Annotated in this window: 19 protein-coding genes; 10 read left to right on the forward strand and 9 right to left on the reverse strand. The window is 67.3% G+C overall.

From position 1 onward, the window contains the following. Positions 1-89: 89 nt before the first annotated feature. Positions 90-1,646: a dihydrolipoamide acetyltransferase family protein gene (locus tag AC1D14_RS04210; RefSeq protein WP_230120842.1), complete on the forward strand. Its 1,557-nt coding sequence runs from the start codon at positions 90-92 to the stop codon at positions 1,644-1,646. Positions 1,647-1,709: 63 nt separating this feature from the next. After that, positions 1,710-2,339 (forward strand): phosphatase PAP2 family protein, encoded by a 630-nt coding sequence (locus tag AC1D14_RS04215; RefSeq protein WP_230120844.1) that lies wholly within the window; start codon positions 1,710-1,712, stop codon positions 2,337-2,339. A gap of 54 nt (positions 2,340-2,393) precedes the next feature. On the opposite strand, the gene AC1D14_RS04220 is transcribed toward AC1D14_RS04215, so the two are convergent. Then, complete coding sequence (locus AC1D14_RS04220; RefSeq protein WP_476881154.1) at positions 2,394-2,732, reverse strand: hypothetical protein; 339 nt, start codon at positions 2,730-2,732, stop codon at positions 2,394-2,396. Positions 2,733-2,963: 231 nt separating this feature from the next. On the opposite strand from AC1D14_RS04220, the gene AC1D14_RS04225 reads away from it, so the two are divergent. Next, positions 2,964-4,544: an AMP-binding protein gene (locus tag AC1D14_RS04225; RefSeq protein WP_230121492.1), complete on the forward strand. Its 1,581-nt coding sequence runs from the start codon at positions 2,964-2,966 to the stop codon at positions 4,542-4,544. A gap of 36 nt (positions 4,545-4,580) precedes the next feature. Here AC1D14_RS04225 and AC1D14_RS04230 read toward each other — a convergent pair whose 3' ends face one another. Next, positions 4,581-5,012: a universal stress protein gene (locus AC1D14_RS04230; protein ID WP_230121493.1), complete on the reverse strand. Its 432-nt coding sequence runs from the start codon at positions 5,010-5,012 to the stop codon at positions 4,581-4,583. A 112-nt stretch (positions 5,013-5,124) separates the two neighbouring features. Beyond that, positions 5,125-6,438 (reverse strand): aminotransferase-like domain-containing protein, encoded by a 1,314-nt coding sequence (locus AC1D14_RS04235; protein WP_230121494.1) that lies wholly within the window; start codon positions 6,436-6,438, stop codon positions 5,125-5,127. 109 nt (positions 6,439-6,547) lie between these two features. Here AC1D14_RS04235 and AC1D14_RS04240 point away from each other — a divergent pair, with 109 nt between their 5' ends. Next, positions 6,548-7,417 carry an isocitrate lyase/PEP mutase family protein gene (locus AC1D14_RS04240; RefSeq protein WP_476968078.1) on the forward strand — a complete coding sequence of 290 codons (870 nt, stop codon included), beginning with the start codon at positions 6,548-6,550 and terminating at the stop codon, positions 7,415-7,417. An 8-nt stretch (positions 7,418-7,425) separates the two neighbouring features. Here the strand turns inward: AC1D14_RS04240 and AC1D14_RS04245 are convergent, their stop codons facing one another. Then, entirely contained in the window at positions 7,426-7,812 is a 387-nt protein-coding gene (locus AC1D14_RS04245; RefSeq protein WP_476968079.1) for a GerMN domain-containing protein, read from the reverse strand. 79 nt (positions 7,813-7,891) lie between these two features. Here AC1D14_RS04245 and AC1D14_RS04250 point away from each other — a divergent pair, with 79 nt between their 5' ends. Continuing rightward, positions 7,892-8,374: a hypothetical protein gene (locus tag AC1D14_RS04250; protein ID WP_476881150.1), complete on the forward strand. Its 483-nt coding sequence runs from the start codon at positions 7,892-7,894 to the stop codon at positions 8,372-8,374. A 184-nt stretch (positions 8,375-8,558) separates the two neighbouring features. On the opposite strand, the gene AC1D14_RS04255 is transcribed toward AC1D14_RS04250, so the two are convergent. Then, complete coding sequence (locus tag AC1D14_RS04255; protein ID WP_476968080.1) at positions 8,559-9,125, reverse strand: NAD(P)H-dependent oxidoreductase; 567 nt, start codon at positions 9,123-9,125, stop codon at positions 8,559-8,561. Positions 9,126-9,252: 127 nt separating this feature from the next. On the opposite strand from AC1D14_RS04255, the gene AC1D14_RS04260 reads away from it, so the two are divergent. After that, a complete protein-coding gene (locus tag AC1D14_RS04260; protein ID WP_230119895.1) occupies positions 9,253-9,864 on the forward strand; it encodes a TetR/AcrR family transcriptional regulator in 612 nt (203 codons plus the stop codon). A 9-nt stretch (positions 9,865-9,873) separates the two neighbouring features. After that, positions 9,874-10,977, forward strand: a complete 1,104-nt coding sequence (locus AC1D14_RS04265) for a Gfo/Idh/MocA family protein (RefSeq protein WP_290369785.1) — start codon at positions 9,874-9,876, stop codon at positions 10,975-10,977. Between the two features lie 92 nt (positions 10,978-11,069). On the opposite strand, the gene ald is transcribed toward AC1D14_RS04265, so the two are convergent. Next, a complete protein-coding gene (gene ald / locus AC1D14_RS04270) occupies positions 11,070-12,188 on the reverse strand; it encodes an alanine dehydrogenase (RefSeq protein WP_230119894.1) in 1,119 nt (372 codons plus the stop codon). A gap of 235 nt (positions 12,189-12,423) precedes the next feature. On the opposite strand from ald, the gene AC1D14_RS04275 reads away from it, so the two are divergent. Continuing rightward, positions 12,424-13,638 (forward strand): PucR family transcriptional regulator, encoded by a 1,215-nt coding sequence (locus tag AC1D14_RS04275; RefSeq protein ID WP_230119893.1) that lies wholly within the window; start codon positions 12,424-12,426, stop codon positions 13,636-13,638. Positions 13,639-13,679: 41 nt separating this feature from the next. Here the strand turns inward: AC1D14_RS04275 and AC1D14_RS04280 are convergent, their stop codons facing one another. Both AC1D14_RS04280 and AC1D14_RS04285 read right to left on the reverse strand, forming a co-directional pair. Further along, positions 13,680-13,976: a hypothetical protein gene (locus AC1D14_RS04280; RefSeq protein ID WP_476968081.1), complete on the reverse strand. Its 297-nt coding sequence runs from the start codon at positions 13,974-13,976 to the stop codon at positions 13,680-13,682. Positions 13,977-14,122: 146 nt separating this feature from the next. After that, the gene (locus AC1D14_RS04285) at positions 14,123-14,521 is read right to left on the reverse strand and encodes a helix-turn-helix domain-containing protein (RefSeq protein ID WP_476968082.1); all 399 of its coding nucleotides are present in this window, start codon (positions 14,519-14,521) and stop codon (positions 14,123-14,125) included. Positions 14,522-14,587: 66 nt separating this feature from the next. On the opposite strand from AC1D14_RS04285, the gene AC1D14_RS04290 reads away from it, so the two are divergent. After that, positions 14,588-15,490 carry an alpha/beta fold hydrolase gene (locus AC1D14_RS04290; RefSeq protein WP_476968083.1) on the forward strand — a complete coding sequence of 301 codons (903 nt, stop codon included), beginning with the start codon at positions 14,588-14,590 and terminating at the stop codon, positions 15,488-15,490. An 18-nt stretch (positions 15,491-15,508) separates the two neighbouring features. On the opposite strand, the gene ptsP is transcribed toward AC1D14_RS04290, so the two are convergent. After that, positions 15,509-17,194: a phosphoenolpyruvate--protein phosphotransferase gene (ptsP, locus tag AC1D14_RS04295; protein ID WP_230119889.1), complete on the reverse strand. Its 1,686-nt coding sequence runs from the start codon at positions 17,192-17,194 to the stop codon at positions 15,509-15,511. 160 nt (positions 17,195-17,354) lie between these two features. On the opposite strand from ptsP, the gene AC1D14_RS04300 reads away from it, so the two are divergent. Continuing rightward, positions 17,355-18,083 (forward strand): TetR/AcrR family transcriptional regulator, encoded by a 729-nt coding sequence (locus tag AC1D14_RS04300; protein WP_230119888.1) that lies wholly within the window; start codon positions 17,355-17,357, stop codon positions 18,081-18,083. The last annotated feature ends 51 nt before the right edge of the window (positions 18,084-18,134 follow it).

The raw sequence follows: 18,134 nt of genomic DNA on the forward strand, positions 1-18,134 counted from the left end.
CGCTGACGCTTTCGCCTACTGACGTTTCCGCCTCCGGCCGCCTCCGGGCGCCTGCCGGCAAGCCTGAGCTTTCGAAACCCGAGGACCCCATGACGCTTAACAAGTTCAACCTCCCCGACGTGGGCGAGGGCCTGACCGAGGCAGAGATCGTCTCCTGGAAGGTCAAGCCGGGCGACACTGTGGCCATCAACGATGTCCTCTGCGAGATCGAGACGGCCAAGTCCCTCGTGGAACTGCCGTCGCCTTTCGCCGGCACCGTCACGGAACTGCTGGTGCCGGAAGGTGTGACCATCGACGTCGGAACAGCCATCATCAGCGTTTCCGACGCTGTCTCCGGCGACCCCACGCCCGCCGACGTCCCGGCGCCTGCCCTGCAGGCGGCCGAGCCGGCTCCACTCATGTACGGAAAACTTCCGGACGACGCCGAGGATGCGGCCGCCGGGGCTGGCGCCGCCGTTTCTGGCGGGCAGGGAGTATCCGACGGCGGTGCAGCGGCCGGCGGCCTGGCCGGCGGTCCGCTGGTTGGCTCCGGTCCGAAGGCCGATGCCGTCAGGCGCCGCCCGCGGAAGGCTTCCGTCCCGCAGGCCGGGCCGGTGCTTTCGACAGCTCCGACGGTCCAGCCTCTCGAGACCCGCGGTTCCGCGATTTCGACAGGCTCCTTCACCGCTCATGCTCCCGCGACTTCGACAGGATCCATCACCGGCCCGGACAAGCCCACTTTCGGCGGGACCATCACCGGGCTGATGAACAAGGTCCTTGCCAAGCCTCCGGTGCGCAAGATCGCCCGGGACCTGGGGATCGACCTGGCCGATGTGGTTCCTACCGGCGCCCGGGGCGAGGTGACCCGGGAGGACCTGGTCAGCTACCAGGCCCAGCGGGACGCGGAACTGGACCAGGCCGACACCTTCTGGGGCAAGTCCGGACGGCCCCAGGACCAGCGGATCGAGCGGATCCCGGTCAAGGGCGTCCGCAAGGCCACAGCGAAGGCGATGGTGGAGTCCGCGTTCGCCGCACCGCACGTCAGCATCTTCGTGGACGTCGACGCTAGCCGCACCATGGAGTTCGTCAAACGACTCAAGGCCTCCCGCGACTTCGAGGGCATCAAGGTGTCCCCGCTGCTGATCCTTTCCAAGGCAGTCATCTGGGCGGCAGCACGCAACCCCAGCGTGAACGCCACGTGGGTGGACAACCCGGACGGCAGCGATTCTGCCGAGATCCAGGTCAAGCACTTCATGAACCTGGGCATCGCGGCGGCCACGCCGCGGGGCCTGATGGTCCCGAACATCAAGAACGCCCAGGACCTTTCCCTCAAGGAGCTGGCGCTGGCGCTGAACGATCTCGCCACCACCGCCCGTGCCGGCAAGACCCAGCCTTCCCAGATGCAGGGCGGCTCGCTCACCATCACCAACATCGGCGCCCTGGGCATCGACACCGGCACGCCCATCATCAACCCGGGCGAAGTGGCCATCGTCGCCTTCGGAACCATCAAGCAGAAGCCCTGGGTCCTGGACGGCGAGGTCATTCCGCGCTGGATCACCACGCTCGGCGGGTCCTTTGACCACCGTGTGGTGGACGGCGACCTGTCCGCCCGCTTCATGGCCGACGTTGCCGCGATCCTTGAAGAGCCTGCGCTGCTGCTTGACTGACAGCGTTCTGGCGGCACCTTAGACTGACGTCACCGGGGGCCACAGGATGACGGAGGGCCGGCCATGCACGAAGAGCGGAACCTCATGAGCATCCGTGCCAGGAACCGTGTGGCATGGTTCCTCTCGGAGGCCTTCCAGCCGCCCGTCACGGTGGGTCTCCTGCTCCTGTTCAGCCCCGCGATTGAACCCGGGTTCCCCGGTACGGTCTGGTTCGGAGCGCTGGCCGTGCTGTTTGTGTGCGTGCTGCCGTTCGCCCTCGTGCTGCTGCTGGTGCGGCTCGGCAAGGTCACGGACCACCACGTCAGTGACCGCAGGCAGCGGGCACCGGTTCTGGCCATGGCTGTGGTGTCGCTGCTGGCCGGGCTGGGACTGCTGACAGCGATTCACGCCCCGCGGAGCGTGATTGTCATGGTTCTGGCGATTGTCAGCGGGGTTGTGGTGCTCGCCGTCATCAGCCTCTTCTGGAAAATCAGCGGGCATGCAGGGGCGATCGCCCTGTCGACGGCCATCGCCGTCATCATGCTGGGCGCCCCATGGATTCCGCTGCTGCTGCTGATCCCCGCCGTCGGCTGGTCCCGCGTGGTCCTGCGGGCGCACACCGTTGCCCAGGTTGTTGTGGGTGCGCTGATTGGCGGCGGGGTCACCACAGGATTGTGGTGGTTGCTGAGGGAACTGCTGGTCCGCACCGGCTGAGGCCGGCGGCCGCGAACGTAAGACGACAACAGCAAAGACGGCGGTAAGCGGGCCTCAGTAGGCCGGGTAGGCGGTCAGCAGCTGCGCCAGGGCGGGATCGGAGGCGAGGCTGGGCAGGTTGACCGCGGCGGCAATCATCACCCCGGCCAGGGCTGCAATGCCGCCGGACACGGCGGTCAGGAACTTCCAGTCATCGCGGATGACACTCTGCAGGGTGTCCGGCAGGCGGAGGTCCGGGGAGATGAGGTTTGGGGCGCTGTCCACGGAGCCGTCGTCCAGCAGCGCAATGACGCGGCCCGCGCTGCGGTCCAGCCGCATGGAGCAGATGTGGTTCCCGTGGCGGGCGAGGAGGATGTCGTGGCCGACGAGCTGGCGTCGCTGAAGCGTAAGCATTTAGTCCCTGGCGGTAGTAGGTGCTGGCTTGTCCGCACCATCGGGGGCACCTTCAATTTTACCGTTTGAACTGGGGCTGATCTCCGGAAATACGGGTGAGACTGCCCACCAGGGCGCGTGACCCGGGTCAAGTCGGGCGGGTTTCGCCGGGTCCCCCGGCGCGGGGTGGGCCGTACTAGAGTGGCACCAACTGCCGCCGGCAAGGCGGGTGCGGATCAAAGGAGATACGGCGTGTTCTCAAGTCCCTTCCCGGATGTGGATGTTCCGGACCAAAGCATCTACGACTACCTCTTCAGCGGTCTTGCGGCCGGGGATCTGGACCGCATCGCATTGGTGGACGGCGTCAGCGGCGCGCAGACAAGCTACGGGCAGCTGCTCGGGCAGATTAATGCAGTTGCGGGCGCTGTGGCCGCGCAGGGGCTTGGTCCGCATGGTGTTGCGGCGATGCTCTGCCCCAACGTTCCGGCCTTCGCGGCAGTCTTCCACGGGCTCCTCCGGGCCGGCGCCACGATCACCACCGTCAATTCGCTCTACACCGCGGACGAACTGACCCTCCAGCTCCAGGACGCCGGCGCTACGTGGCTGTTCACGGTGTCCGCGCTGCTTCCGGGAGCCAAGGAAGCGGCCGAGCGTGCCGGGATTCCCGCCGAGCGGCTCGTGGTGCTCGACGGCGCCGAAGGTCACCTTTCGCTCCGTGACCTGCTCACCGCAGGCGCGCCGGCTCCGGACGTCACGTTTGACCCGGCCACCCACGTGGCCGTGCTGCCGTATTCATCGGGGACCACGGGGCGGCCCAAGGGGGTGAGGCTCAGCCACCGGAACCTCGTGGCCAACGTACAGCAGGCCCGGGGGCTCCTGGGTGTCACGCCGGACGACAGGCTTCTTGCGCTGCTGCCGTTCTTTCACATCTACGGCCTGACCGTCCTGCTGAATCTTGCCCTGCGGGAACGGGCCAGCCTGGTCACTATCCCGCGGTTCGACCTTGCCGAGTTCCTCCGAATGATCCAGGACCACAGGTGCACCTACCTGTTTATTGCACCGCCCGTGGCGGTGGCCCTGGCCAAGCAACCGCTGGTGGATGAGTACGATCTCAGCTCCGTCCACACCATGCTGTCCGGCGCGGCGCCGCTGGATGGTGAACTGGGCACCAAACTCGCCCAGCGCCTGCACTGCCGCGTCCTGCAGGGCTACGGCATGACAGAGCTGAGCCCCGTCTCGCATCTGATCCCACGGGACGCGACGGATGTTCCCGTGAGTTCGGTGGGCTTCACCGTACCCAACATGGAATGCCGGCTCGTGGACCCGGCTACGGGCGAGGACATCGACATTCCGGCCGAGGGCACCAGCGGCCCGGGCCACCTGCTGTGCCGCGGCCCCAATGTCATGCTCGGGTATCTCAACCGCGCCGAGGAGACGGACGCATGCCTGGATGCAGATGGCTACCTGCGCACCGGTGACGTGGCCACCGTCCGGGCCGACGGCGTGGTGACGATCGTGGACAGGCTGAAGGAGCTGATCAAATATAAGGGCTACCAGATTGCCCCGGCAGAGCTTGAGGCGCTGCTGCTGACGCATCCGGGCATCGCCGACGCCGCCGTGATCGGAACAAGCGACGCCGACGGCCAGGAGGTCCCGATGGCCTTCGTCGTCCGTCAGCCGGGGGAGGGTGGGGCATCGCTCGATGAGGCCGCCGTGATGGACTTTGTGGCTGCGGCGGTGGCACCGTTCAAGAAGGTCCGGCGGGTGGAGTTCATCGACGCTGTCCCGAAGTCGGCGTCCGGCAAGATTCTGCGCCGCATGCTGAAGGTTTAGCGGGATGCTGAGAACGCTGCCGGACGCAGCAGTTTCCTAGTCGGCGCCGTAGGTGTTGGCGATGTAGACGTCGCAGGAGGCGGTGTGGGCAACGCTGTTGGCCACGCTTCCCAGCACGCGACCCAGGCCGCGCATGCGTCGGTTGCCCACCACAATCATCCGTGCGTCGAAGCGTTCTGCCTCTTTGATGAGGGCTTCGGCCGGCTTGCCGCGCGCTGACGAATAGGTGACCTTGAGGTCCGTGCCGGCGAGGCTTGCCGCGACGTCCTTGGCCACCTTCTCGGCTTCGCCGGCATCCGAAACGATCCATTTATCGCTGCCGCTGCCATACACCTCGGTCCGGTCCGTGTCGAAGGCCGATACGACGTGCAGCGTCGCCCCCAGCGACACGGCCAGGTCCCTCGCTGTCTCCGCAGCCTTGCGGGCGGTTCCGCTACCGTCCACGCCCACAACAATGATTCCGCTCATGGTCCCGCTCCTCTTCATTTTCCGCGTCCGGGTGCGGGACGCATCATCGCATCCTGCGTCAGCCCGGCCGCGCCCATCCTCAGGCTACAGCGCAGCCGGGACACAGCGCAGGTCAGGTTCCCGCGTGCCTTCCGGCGACCGCATCAATGGCTTCCTGCAGCACCGGCGCGAGCCGCCGCACACCCTCCGCGATGGCGTCGGGCGGCACGGCACTGAATGCCAGGCGCAGCTTGTTTGACGGTTCGTCCGAGTGGCTGAAGGCGGCGCCCGGAATGAACACGACGCCACAGTCGATCGCCTTGCGCAGCAGCGGATAGGTGTCCACGCCGTGCGGCAGCGTGACCCACACGAAGAAGCCGCCCTCGGGACGTGTCCAGGTAAGCCCCTCCGGCATGTACTGCTCCAGCGCTGCCAGCATGGCGTGGCAGCGCTCCGCGTACAGACCCCGGTACGTCTGGATCTGGCCCTTCCAGTCGTAGTCCCGAAGATAGGCCGAGACCAGCATCTGGTTCAGTGTGGGCGGGCACAGCGTTACGGCCTCGGAGGCAAGGTAGTAGCGCCGCAGCAGGTGTGCCGGGACGAGTGCCCAGCCGATGCGCAGTCCCGGCGCGAAGATCTTGGAGAACGATCCCATGTAGATGACGTCGTCCGGGTTGGCCGCGCGCAGCGGCTCCAGCGGTTCCCCGTCAAAACGGAGCAGGCCGTACGGGTTGTCCTCCAGAACCAGGATGTTGGCCCGGCGGCAGATATCGACGATCTGTTGGCGCCGCTCCTGCGCCAGGGTGATGCCGGAGGGATTGTTGAAGTTGGGGATCGTGTAGAGGAACTTGATGTTCTTTCCGGCGGTCTGGAGTGCGGCGATCCTGGCCTCGAGAAGCTCCGGTACCAGGCCGTCGTCGTCCATTTCCACCGCCTCAACCTGAACCTGGTACGCCTCGAACGTGTTGAGGGCACCCACGTAGGTGGGTTCCTCCACGAGGACGACGTCTCCCGGGTCGCAGAAGACCTTGGTGGCCACGTCCTGGGCAGACTGGGAGCCGGCGGTGATCACCACGTTCTCAGGTAGGGCGTCCAGGATGCCCTCAGCGGCCATGACTTCGCAGATCTGCGTGCGTAGCTCTTCCGTGCCCTGGCCGCCGCCGTACTGGAGGGCTGTCAGTCCATCTTCGGCGATGATCCTCGCAGCCGTCTTGGCGAGTCTGTCCAGGGGAAGGGACTGCAGGTAGGGGCTGCCGCCCGCTAGGGAGACGAGCCCGGGTCGCATCGAGATGTCGAAAACGTCCCGGACGGCCGACTGCTTGATGTTCGCTGCGCGCTCCGAGAAGAGTTCATCGTGGCGGTGGGCGGACGTTGCCGCCCGTTCAATCGCATCAATGGCTTCGGCGGGAAGGACGGCTGCGGCGGCGTCAAGTGTTTCGTGGGTCACAGTTCCTAGGATACATCCAAGTGTTGCCAGGAAGGCAACATTTGTTGCCCGAAGATCTGTCCGGCGCTGGGGGCTTTACCTCCGTCCGCGCAGGGCATGGAATGGAGCCATGACCACACCCCAGTTCGTTCCTGTCCAGTCGGCCAAGGCAGCTGCCTTCCGAGGACTCCATGCGGAGGGGTCGGTGCCCCTGGTGCTGGTAAACGTGTGGGACGCGGCCTCGGCACGGCTGGTGGAGGAGGCCGGAGCGCATGCGCTGGCCACCTCAAGCTCGGCCATCTCCTGGAGTCTGGGCTTTCCCGACGGCAACCAGCTGCCCCGTGCCCTGGCCATGGCGGCGCTGGGCAGGATCGCCACGGCCACCGACCTTCCGGTGACGGCAGACATCGAAACGGGGTACGCAGGCGCGGATGGCGTCTTCGACGATGCCCTGCTGCGGCAGACGGTCACGGCGGTGCTGGAGGCGGGGGCTGTGGGCGTGAACATCGAGGATTCCGGCGGGGTACCGCTGACAGATGTGGACGAGCAGGCCCGCCGGATCGGCATTATCAGGACCATGGCGGAGGAGGCCGGTGTGCGGCTCTTTATCAACGCGCGGACGGACACCTATCTCTCGGGCCGCTTTCGGGAGCGGGCCTTCGAAGAAACCCTGCGTCGGGTCCCGGCGTACCTGGCCGCCGGCGCCGACGGCATCTTCGTTCCCGGCGTGACGGATCTGCACGTCCTGCACGAGCTCTCACGCAGGATCCCGGCACCGCTGAACGCCCTGGCCGGTGTGGGGGCACCCTCCGTCGGGGAACTGCACGACGCCGGGGTGCGGCGAATCAGCATCGGCGGCAACACCGCGAAGGCCGCTTACGCAACGGTGTCCCGGGTGGCCGCTGAAGTCCTGGGCGACGGCAACTGGTCGGAACTGGCCGGAGCCCGCAGCCATGCAGATATGGACGCACTGTTTGCCCGGGCAAGAGCCCGGGAGTGACGCGCGTGCTAGCGCAGACTCAGGACCTGGGCCAGGCTGACGCCGTTGACGTAGATCTCCGCCCGGATGGCGCCGACCGCTGTCACGGCAGTGTGGGTCAGTTGGGCCTCAATCCGCGGAATGTCACAGACGCCGCCAGGCTGTACCGAGCCGCTCAGGTTGACCACCACCGTGGTGCCGTCAAAGTATCCGGAAACGTATTGCAGCGTGGACGCGGCCAGGGAGTTGTACAGGCCTGATGGCGGCGGTGCGCCGCGTCCGGACAGCAGCTGGCTCATGGCCGCCTGAAGCGGCTCCAGGATCGAGGGGTCGGCATCGTGGACAGCCACCAGGCTGTCGTTGCAGCCGAACCGCACGCCCGAACTGCCGCCGTCGTCCAGGGCAACGTAGTACACCGCTGTTCCCGTTACGCTGGCCGCGGGCCCGCCGGCGCCTGGCCGGGCGCCGGTGTTAGCGGTGGTGCCTCCGGTCCCCGTGCCAGCCGAGGCTGACGGTGCGGGAGATTCCGGCGTTCCGGCGCCGGGCTGCGCCTGGACGGCGGGTCCCTCGGCGGGCCCGGCTGGAGCCGACGCTGCAGGCGGCGTGCCGGCCGGCGGTGAACCGCCAGCAGATCCCCGCGACGGGACGGCTGCCGTGCCTGAGCCGACGCTGGACCCTGAGCCGGCCCCCAAACCCGGCTCCGTGCCGGATCCCTGGTTCGGGGGCAGCCCCGGAACGGAAATGTCCTCGGGCGCCCTTGGCGGCGGAGCCGGCTGGGGGGCGGGGGCCGCGGGGCCCGGCGCAGCCGCGGGGGTGTGTCCGGCGCCGGCATTTTCGGAAAATGCCGGCGGAGCCGCGCAGGACCCCAGCCACAACGGAAGCAACAGGCAAAAGGCGGCAGACGCCGTCGTACGCGCCCTTCCGCCCTGGCTGCTCGTCATGACTGCACCGCACTTCCTGCTCCGGTACGTCCGGTAACTCAACGTTACGGCGGCGGAAGTCGGCGGGGAACGGAGTGGCGGTGACAGTTCGGCCGCAGCTCAGTCACGGAATGGTTGCGCCGGTGGACCGCCAACCGGGCTGCCATGCCGGGCGAGAAGCGGAAAGGCAAACGCCCCCGGCAACGGTGACGTGCCGGGGGCGTTTGCTGAAATAGCCTGGACTAGGCTGCTGCCTCGGCCTTCTCGGCAGCGGCGAGGGCGCCGAAGATGCCCTTGATCTGCTCAACAACCTCGGCGTCGTCCTTCGGGTGGGTCTCCGCGAAGCGGACCATGGAACCGGGTACGGCCAGCTTGACGTCCTCAAGGATGCGGGCACCGGCGATGCCGGCGGCCTTGCGGGCCTCGTCCTGGGCCCAGACGCCACCGAACTGGCCGAAGGCGGTACCGACGACGGCGGTGGGCTTGCCTGCGAGGGCGCCGGCGCCGAACGGGCGGGACAGCCAGTCAATGGCGTTCTTCAGCGAGGCGGGCATGGTGCCGTTGTGCTCCGGGGTGACCAGAAGCAGGGCGTCGGCGTCATTGGCTGCGGCGCGCAGGGCAGCGGCAGCTTCGGGCACCTGGCCTTCGACGTCGACGTCCTCGTTGTAGAAGGGGAGGTTGCCCAGGGTTTCGTGGATCACGATTTCAAGGTTCTCCGGGGCGTTCAGCTGGATAGCCTCGGCGAGCTTGCGGTTGGTGGAATCGGCGCGGAGGCTGCCGACCAGGGCGAGTACGGTGCTCTTGGACATGTGAACTCCTTGATATCAGGCCGCGGAACGCTCCGCCGGCTGGTTGGTTGTTGGAGGCGTCTTAGGCCTTCACCGATACTAAACGGACTACGGTCCGGATATTATTCCCCGGTCTAGAATGTTTTGTGTGAGCCTCATCCCAATCCGCTCCGGAACCCCCTTCGGGTCCGGCCAGGAACGCAGCGATGCCGCCCGGAACCGGGAACTGCTCCTCTGCGCCGCCCGGGAACTGATCGACGAATGCGGCGTGGACGGCCTCACGATGGACAAGCTGGCCGAACGCGCCGGCGTGGGTAAGGGGACCGTTTTCCGCCGCTTCGGCAGCAGGGCCGGGCTCATGATGACCCTGCTCAGTGCCGCCGAGGCCGAGTTCCAGAGCCGTTTCATGTTCGGGCCGCCGCCGCTGGGCCCGGGGGCTCCGCCCCTTGAGCGGCTCATCGCCTTTGGTGCCGGGCGCATCGGCTACGTCCTGGAGTACGGCGACCTGGCCCGGGCCGCGGACCACTCGCCGTACAACCGGTTTGAGGTGCCGGCCGCTGTCCTGTGGCACCGGCACATTGAGCATCTGCTGCGCGCCGCCGGCTTCGACGCGGACCCGTGGCTTATGGCGGTGTCCCTCAGCGCTACCCTGGATCCGGAGCGGCTGCTCCATGCGGTACGGGTGCACGGGGTTTCCCCGGGGCGCCTCGAGGAGTCATGGCGCCAGCTTGTCACGCGTGTGGTGGGGCCTGCGGAGTAGCGTTGCACCATGAGCACCGACTCCTCCTCCTCGCCCCTGTCCGCGGCCTCCCGGCCCGAGCCGGCTGACGCCGGCCAGCCCATTCGCACCGCCGTGATGGGTTACGGCCTGTCCGGAAGCGTCTTCCACGCGCCGCTGATCGCGGCCAATTCCCGGTACTCGCTGGACGTTATCGCAACGTCCGATGCCGGACGCCAGACGGCCGCGCTGGGACGTTATCCGGGTGTGAAAACAGTGGCCGACGGAGAGGCCGTCCTCGCGCTGGCGGCCGACCTTGACCTCGTGGTCCTGGGGACGCCTCCGGCCACCCACTACCCCTTGGCGAAGGCCGCCCTGGAGGCGGGGCTCGACGTCGTGGTGGACAAGCCCTTCGCGGTGACCAGCGGGCAGGGTCAGGAACTGATCGAACTGGCAGCCCGTCTGGGCAGGGTGCTGACAGTGTTCCAGAACCGCCGCTGGGACGGCGATTACCTCACCGTCAAGGAGCTGTTGGCTGAAGGTTCGCTGGGGAAGGTAACGCGGTTCGAATCCCGGTTCGAGCGGTGGTCCCCGGAGGTGTCCAAGGCCTGGAAGGCGGAGGCCACGGCGGCCGACGGCGGTGGCGTCCTGTTCGACCTTGGCACGCACCTGCTGGACCAGGCACTCGTGCTCTTCGGGCCGGGCGAGGTGGTGCACGCGGAGCTCCTGGCGCGGCGCCCCGGCGAGAGGGTGGACGACGACTGCTTCCTGGCGGTGCGGCACGAGTCCGGCGTGCTGAGCCACCTCTGGATGAACATGCTGTGCGCCCAGCAGGGTCCCCGCTACCGGGTGCTCGGATCCGAGGGGGCCTTCACCAAGCACGGCGTGGACCCGCAGGAGCCCTACATTGTTGCCGGCGGGGGACCGCTGGACGAAGAGTACGGTGTCGAAGCGCCCGAGTGGGCCGGGAAGCTGGGCCGCGACGGGCACCTCGACCGGCTGTCCACAGAGCGCGGCGCCTACCCGGAGTTCTACCGGATCCTTGCGGACAAGATTTCCGACGGCGGCGCATCCTCGCCGCTGCCGGTTCCGGTCGATCCGGCCGGCCCGGTCGACGTGCTGAAACTGATTGAGCAAGCCCGGGCCTTGGCTTAAGGCGGGCTTAAACAGCGATCGGCTGCTCCGTAACTGCCGTTCTGGGGGTCCAAAAGGGCGGCTATGGAGCAGCCGATGCTAACTCCGGCGGGCTACGCGGAGACCAGCTCGTGCCAGTCGGATACCAGGGGCAGGTCGTGGGCCTCGGAGACCGAGTGGTGTGCCACGTGTCCTGCGGCGATGTTCAGGCCTGCGGCCAGGGCGGGATCGCGGTCGAACGCTGCACGGACGCCGAGATTGGCCAGGGCGACGCCGTAGCGGAGCGTGACGTTGGTCAGGGCGTAGGTGGAGGTGTTCGGGACGGCGCCGGGCATGTTGGCCACGCAGTAAAAGATCGTGTTGTGGACCTTGTACGTGGGTTCCTGGTGCGTGGTGGGGTGGGTGTCTTCGAAGCAGCCGCCCTGGTCCACGGCGATGTCGACGAGCACGGAGCCGGGCTTCATGCGGGCGACGAGTTCGTTGGTGACCAGCTTGGGGGCCTTGGCGCCGGGGATCAGGACGGAGCCGATGACCAGGTCGGCGTCGACGACGGACTTTTCGATCTCGTACTTGTTGGATGCGACGGTCTTCAGGCGGCCCTGGTACTGGGCATCGAGTTCCCGCAGGCGGTTGATGTTGATGTCCAGGATGGTGACGTCCGCGCCCAGGCCCAGGGCCATGGCGGCGGCGTTGGTGCCGGCCACACCGGCGCCGAGGACGACGACCTTGGCCGGGCGGACGCCCGGGACGCCGCCCAGGAGCACGCCCTTGCCGCCGGCGGGGGCCATGAGGGAGGTGGCCCCGACCTGGACTGAGAGCCGGCCTGCGACCTCGGACATCGGGGCGAGCAGCGGAAGGGTGCGGCCTTCCTGGACGGTTTCGTAGGCGATGGCGGTGACGCCGGAGTTGATGAGCTCGGCGGTGAGTTCAGGTTCGGCGGCGAGGTGGAGGTAGGTGAAGAGAATCAGGTCCTTGCGGAAGCGGTGGTATTCCGCGGCGATGGGTTCCTTGACCTTCATGACCATGTCCGCGCGGGCCCAGACCTCGTCGGCGTCGGTGACGATTTCGGCGCCGGCGATGGCGTATTCCTCGTCCGTGATGCCCGAGCCCAAGCCTGCGCCGCGCTCAAGAAGGACCGTGTGGCCGTGGGTGCGGAACTCGTGAACGCCGGCAGCGGTGATGGCGACTCGGAATTCGTTGTTCTTGATCTCTTTGGGGACACCGATGATCATTTTCTGGGCTCCATGTTCTATGGCTTTGTGGGCCGGAAGTTGCGGGGGAGTTGTGCTTCCAGAATAGATCCGGCTGTGAGGTACACGACAGGTTGAGCCGAGGCTGATCGCAGCGAGAACCGCGACTTTCCGCGATTTTTGGAGTCCGCGGCTAGACGTTTGTCGAGCATGGGGGCGTCAAGTGTCGCCTGCTGTCCGTTCGCCCGGAATGCCTTCCGGGACGTAGTCTTGCTGCATGCAGCAGGACGTGGAGGAGCTCGTGGAGCGCGTGGCGCAGAAGCTGGGCCGCGGCCTGTCGCTTGAGGACCTGGACGGGCTCTTGCTCGCCTACAGTTCCAACCAGTCGCACGCCGACCGGGTCCGGGTGAACTTCCTGCTCAGCAAGCGCGTGCCGGTCGACGTCAAGGCGTGGCAGCTCTCGCACGGGATCGCCACGGCGGTGCGCCCCGTCGTGGTTCCTGCCAACCAGGAGCTGGGAATGCTGGGACGCGTCTGCGTCCCGCTGATGGTCCGCGGTTTCCGCGTCGGTTACCTCTGGGTGCAGCAGGACCTTGAGGAGGAAAGCGCGACGGCGATTCTCACCCAGCTGCCCGACGTCCGGAACGAGCTTGAGCTGCTTTCCGGGCTGCTCCTGGACTCCAACACGGCTGAATCCGAGTTCCGGCGCAGCCGCGAACGCGAGTTCCTGGCCGCTTGTGCCGGGGAGGCCAACGCTGTGGCCGCGGTGGCAGGCTGGAAGGAAGTGCAGGACCGCGGCCCCTGGCAGCTGGTGACGGTCCTCGACGCCGACGGCTGGGCGGCGCCTGATCCGATCGCCTCCACGCTCATTCACAGGTCCGCGGCGCTGCAGGCAACCATCGGCGTGGACGCGGCCCTGTTCAGTGCCGGCGCCGAAACCCATGCCGTGGTGCTGTTCCGGGAATCCACGGGCCGCGCCAACCACGCCCAGGTGCTGGTCCACTACCAGCTGGAGCTCGCTAAACGTTCGGGCCGACACGTGCACCGCATCATCCTCGGAATCAGCGAGGGCTTCACCCGGACCAAGGACTTCGCCGAGGCCTACCGGCAGTCGCGGGTGGCCGCCCAGGCCGCGGCGGTGGACGCCCAGCTGGGGGAACTCGTGGATTGCCGGGCGACGGGCGTCTACCAACTCCTTGCCTCAGCCGGCGGAGGCGCCGGCGTCTGGGGCGATGCGGGGTCCGTGAACTTCCGGGCGCTGGAGGACCACGACCGCAACGGGGAACTGCTGCCCGTTCTTGAGCTGCTCTACGACAACGACGGTTCCGTGCAGGATGTCGCGGAGAAGCTCCATCTGCACCGCAGCAGCATTTACAACCGGCTGGGCCGGATCCGGCAGCTGCTGGGGGTGGATCCGCTGAAGGGCATGGTCCGGCTGGAGCTGCACGCCGCACTCAAAGCGCGGCGGTGGGCGGCGCGGCCGCGGATCTAGGCCGCGGGTCCGTTCCTGCGTCCAGCCGTCGGATCCAGCCGTCAGGCGGCATTTCCGTCCAGCAGCGGCCGCTGTTCCACCGGGCGCTGCTCCCCGCCGGGCTGCTCGCCCGGGAAGTGTTCCTTCACAAGCTGCTCAGGCGGGTGCTCCAGCGCCGTGGCGTCCGGGATCTGCGGCAGCAGGCCCTGCAGCTGGCCGCGGCGCCGGGAAATCCTGCTTTCCGCCCACATTGAGACGGCCACATAGGCTACGCAGCTGGACGTGAAGATGGCCGTGTTGTTCAGTTCCACGATCATTCCGAGTACGGCTGCCACACTCATGGCGGCAATGCCCGCCACGATGTGCAACCCCCGGAATCTCAACACGAGTAAAGAGTAACCCCGCCCAGTGGCTCGATTCCCTGGTTTGGCGGGATCGTTGCTTGATCCTTATCACGCCGTCACCGGGGAGTGGAGGCACGTCATTTTGCGTCCCGCAAACATTGTCAGGAGCCGTCGGCGCGTTCCGCGGCGGCCTGTTGCTTCTTCTGCCCTTCCAGCCAAGCCATGATCGCCGCCAGACGGATCCGGCAGTGCGTTCCGCGGTATTCCACGGCTATCTCACCCCGGTCCGTCATGTTCCGCAGGTACGTGTGGGAAATTCCGGCGAGTTCCGCGGCCTGGGACGTGGTGAGCACTTCTTCCACGCTGCTCACCGTCACAGCCTCGCCGCGGCTGAACCGCGCCAGGAGGTCGACGACGGCGTCCCTCGCCGCGGGTGGCAGGCGGTGGACAGTGCCGTCCACGAACACGGTGATGTCGGTGCCGCCGTCAAGCGCATGATGGAGTTTCTGTGCATCCTCGGCGGGAAGTGCGGCCGCCACCCTGGGAGCTATCAATGCCATGGCAGAAGCCTAACCGCTGCCATGGCGATGGCCCCGGGCTGTGCCAGCGGCGGGTATGCTCAGCGGATGAAACTGGACGACGGAGTGGATGTTACGGCGAACGGCCTGACCGGCCGCCTTTACGTGTCCCCGGCCGGCCCGGGACAGGCAACCGGCATGGGGCAAACCGGCCCAGAACAGGCGGCCGGTATGGGGGAACAGGCGTCCGGTATGGGGCGCGCGGGCGAGCCTTCGACCGCAGGGCCTGAGGTCTTCGTGCTGCTCCACGGCATCGGGGTCTCGCACCGCTACCTGGCCAAACTTCACCTGGAATTGGCTGGGGGCAGCGGGTTGGCGGGCGGCCGGCAGGCGCGCGGCGCCGTCGTCTACTCCTTCGACCTGCCCGGTTTCAGCGAAACGCCGCGGCCGGGCCGCCAGGTGACGGTGGGCGAATATGCAGCCTTCGTCGCGGCGGTCCTCGCCGACGCCGGCGTCCAGTCCTGTGTGGTGGTGGGCCATTCCATGGGGACGCAGTTCGCCGCGGAGCTCGCCCTCCAGGAACCGGGCCTCGTAAGCCGCGTGGTGCTCATGGGCCCGGTGGTGGATCGAGCGCGGAAGAGCGCCGTCTGGCACTCGCTTGCCCTGACCCGTGACTCACTGTTCAGCGAAAGCCCGTCCACCAACGTTGTGGTCTTCACCGACTATTTCAAGACCGGGCTCCGCTGGTACCTGACGCAGCTGCCCGTGATGATGGAGTACCCGTTGGACACGAGGGTGTGCGGCATAACCCAGCCCGTGCTGGTGCTCCGCGGCGGCAGGGACCCCATTGCGCGCCGTCCCTGGTGCGAATTCCTCGCACGCCAGGCGCCGCAGGGGACATTTGTGGAAGTGCCCGGCTTCGGGCACGTGGTTCAGGACAGCGCGCCGGCGGCCGTGGCCCAGGCCATTGTCCACTGGGCCAGCACAGCCGCCGACGGCATCACAGCCTAGGCAGAACAGTCACCTCGGCTACAGGCCGAGCTCTTCGAGGACCGGGAGCTTCTCCCGTACCCAGGCTCGCGCTTCGGTGGCACTGGGCGCGGACAGCGCCAGTTTGGCAAGCTCCTGCGCCTCGGCCAGTGTGACGGTCTTGAGGACCGCGGCCACGGCAGCCAGTGAACGGGCCGTCATGGACAGGGTGGTCACGCCGAGGCCGGTCAGGACGACGGCGAGGGCGGGGTCGGCCGCTGCCTCACCGCAGACGCCCACGGGCTTGTTGTGGCCCTCGATTGCCGCCCCTTCCACTGTCAGCCCCACCAGTCGCAGTACTGCCGGCTGCCAGGGCGTGTTCAGGCCGGCCAGCGGACCGAGCTGGCGGTCGGCGGCCATCGCGTATTGCGTGAGGTCATTGGTGCCCAGGCTGGCGAAGCCCACTTCTCGCAGGATGGTGTCGGCGGTGAGGGCGGCGGACGGAACCTCCACCATCACGCCTGGGGTCTCGATTCCGGCTTCGGCGCACATCGTGGCGAACCGGGCAGCCTCCTCGGCCGTGGAAATCATCGGGGCCATGACCCAGACATCGGCCGCTGACTGCTTCTCGGCGAGGGCGATCGCCTCCAGCTGGCGCTCCAGGACGCCCGGAGTGGTGAAGTCCGTCCGGTAGCCGCGGACGCCCAGAGCCGGGTTGGGCTCGGTGGAGTCTGTCAGGAACGGGAGCGGCTTGTCAGCGCCGGCGTCGAGGGTCCGGAGGACCACCTTCTTGCCGGGGAAGGCATCAAAAACACCCTTGTAGGCGGCAGCCTGCTCCTCAACCGAGGGCTCGGTGTCGCGCTCCAGGAAACAAAATTCGGTCCGGAACAGACCCACGCCCTGCGCTCCGAGCTTGGCTGCGGCCTCGGCGTCCTTGGCACCTCCCACATTGGCGAGCAGCGGGACCAGGTGCCCGTCCGCCGTCGCGCCCGTGCCGCTGAACTCGGCGAGAAGGGAGGCGGTGGCCGCCCAGGTCTCGGCTGCAGCGCGCAGCGAATCGTCAGGGTTGGCGGTGATGGAGCCTGCCGCGCCGTCCACATAGACCTCGGTGCCGTCCGGCAGTTCGTCCACGCCCACCGCGGCCACCACGGCCGGCAGCCCGAGCGAACGCGCAATGATGGCGGTGTGTGACTGCGGGCCGCCGCCGGCCGTCACCAGCGCGAGCACCTTGTTCGGGTCCAGGGTTGCGGTATCGGCGGGCGCAAGATCTTCGGCCACGAGGATGAACGGAGACTCTGAGGTGGGAATGCCCGGGGCAGCTACGCCGCGGAGCTGGGCCACGATGCGGGCGCGGACGTCGAGGATGTCGGTTGCCCGTTCCGCCATGTAGCCGCCGAGATTGTGGAGCATTTCCGCGACCGATGAGCCCGATTCCCAGATTGCGCGCTGCCCGGACATGCCACGGGCGATCAGCTTCGCCGCGCCCTTGATCAGCATGGTGTCCTTGGCCATCAGGGCCGTCGCTTCAAGGACGGCTTTGCCGTCTCCGGTGGCGTGGTCTGCGCGGGCCTTGAGCTCATCGTGCACGGCATTCGCTGCTGCCTTCAGCGCCGCCGTCGCGTCCTCCGGGGACGTGCCGGCCGGCAGCTGTTCGCTGGCCGGGGGTTCGCTGATGGGCTTGGGCATCTGCCGGACGGTGCCGATGATGCGGCCTGGGCTGACGCCAACTCCTGGGAAGTTCTGCACTGAAGGTCCTCGTTCTCTGCCGGTAGCCAGGCCCGCCGGTCCCTGCCCGGACTGGTCCGGGCGGTTCGGAACGGCTGCGTCCGATGTTGTGTGCGGTGCCTGAAAAAATTGTATGTGATGCAGTTCATATAGCGTTGCTATAGGTGATAGGGTAGCGGTTATGAGTTTCGATGGCCAGCTTCCGCCAAAGATGAGGTTGTTGCGTGCGGCGGCCGAATTGCTGGCCAAGTCCTCGGGAGCAGCCGTATCAACCCGCCAGATCACACAGCTGGCAGGGGTTACAGCGCCCACCCTGTACCACCACTTTGGTGACAAGGAGGGCCTGTTTGACGCGGTAGTTGCCGCGGGATTCGAAGAATATGTGGCGGGCGAACGCGATTTCGCCCCGTCCGGACATCCGCTGGAAGACATCCGGCGGATGTGGGACAACCACGTGCAGTTCGGGCTCAACCAGCCGGAACTGTATCTGGTCATGTTCGGTAACATCCGCCCCGAGAGTCGCCCGTCCATCGTTGCCGATGCCGAGGCCCTCATGGAGGAAATGCTGAACAAGGCCGCCGCGGCCGGGCAGCTGAACGTCCAGCCGCGGGAAGCGGCAAGAAGCATCCTGGCCGCCAACGTAGGCGTGACGCTCATGCTGATCGCGGAACCGGTGGCGGAGCGCAACCTCGAACTGTCCACCATGACCCGGGACGCCATGATCTTCGCGGTGGCCGCCGACCAGGGCCGGGAAGCCGGCCCGGAGGATTCCGGAAAGTCCTCAGTGGTGGTGGCTGCCATAGCGCTGAACGCGGCGCTGCAGGCATCCCACTCAGACCAGCTCTCCAGCTCGGAACTCAAGCTCTTTCTCGAATGGCTCCACAGGATCTCCACCAGTTCCACCAGCTAGTCGTCGAAAATATCGGACCATCCTGCGGTGCAGCAGGGATCACGGTTAGGA

It is taken from the genome of Arthrobacter sp. P1_B11 (assembly GCF_056406715.1).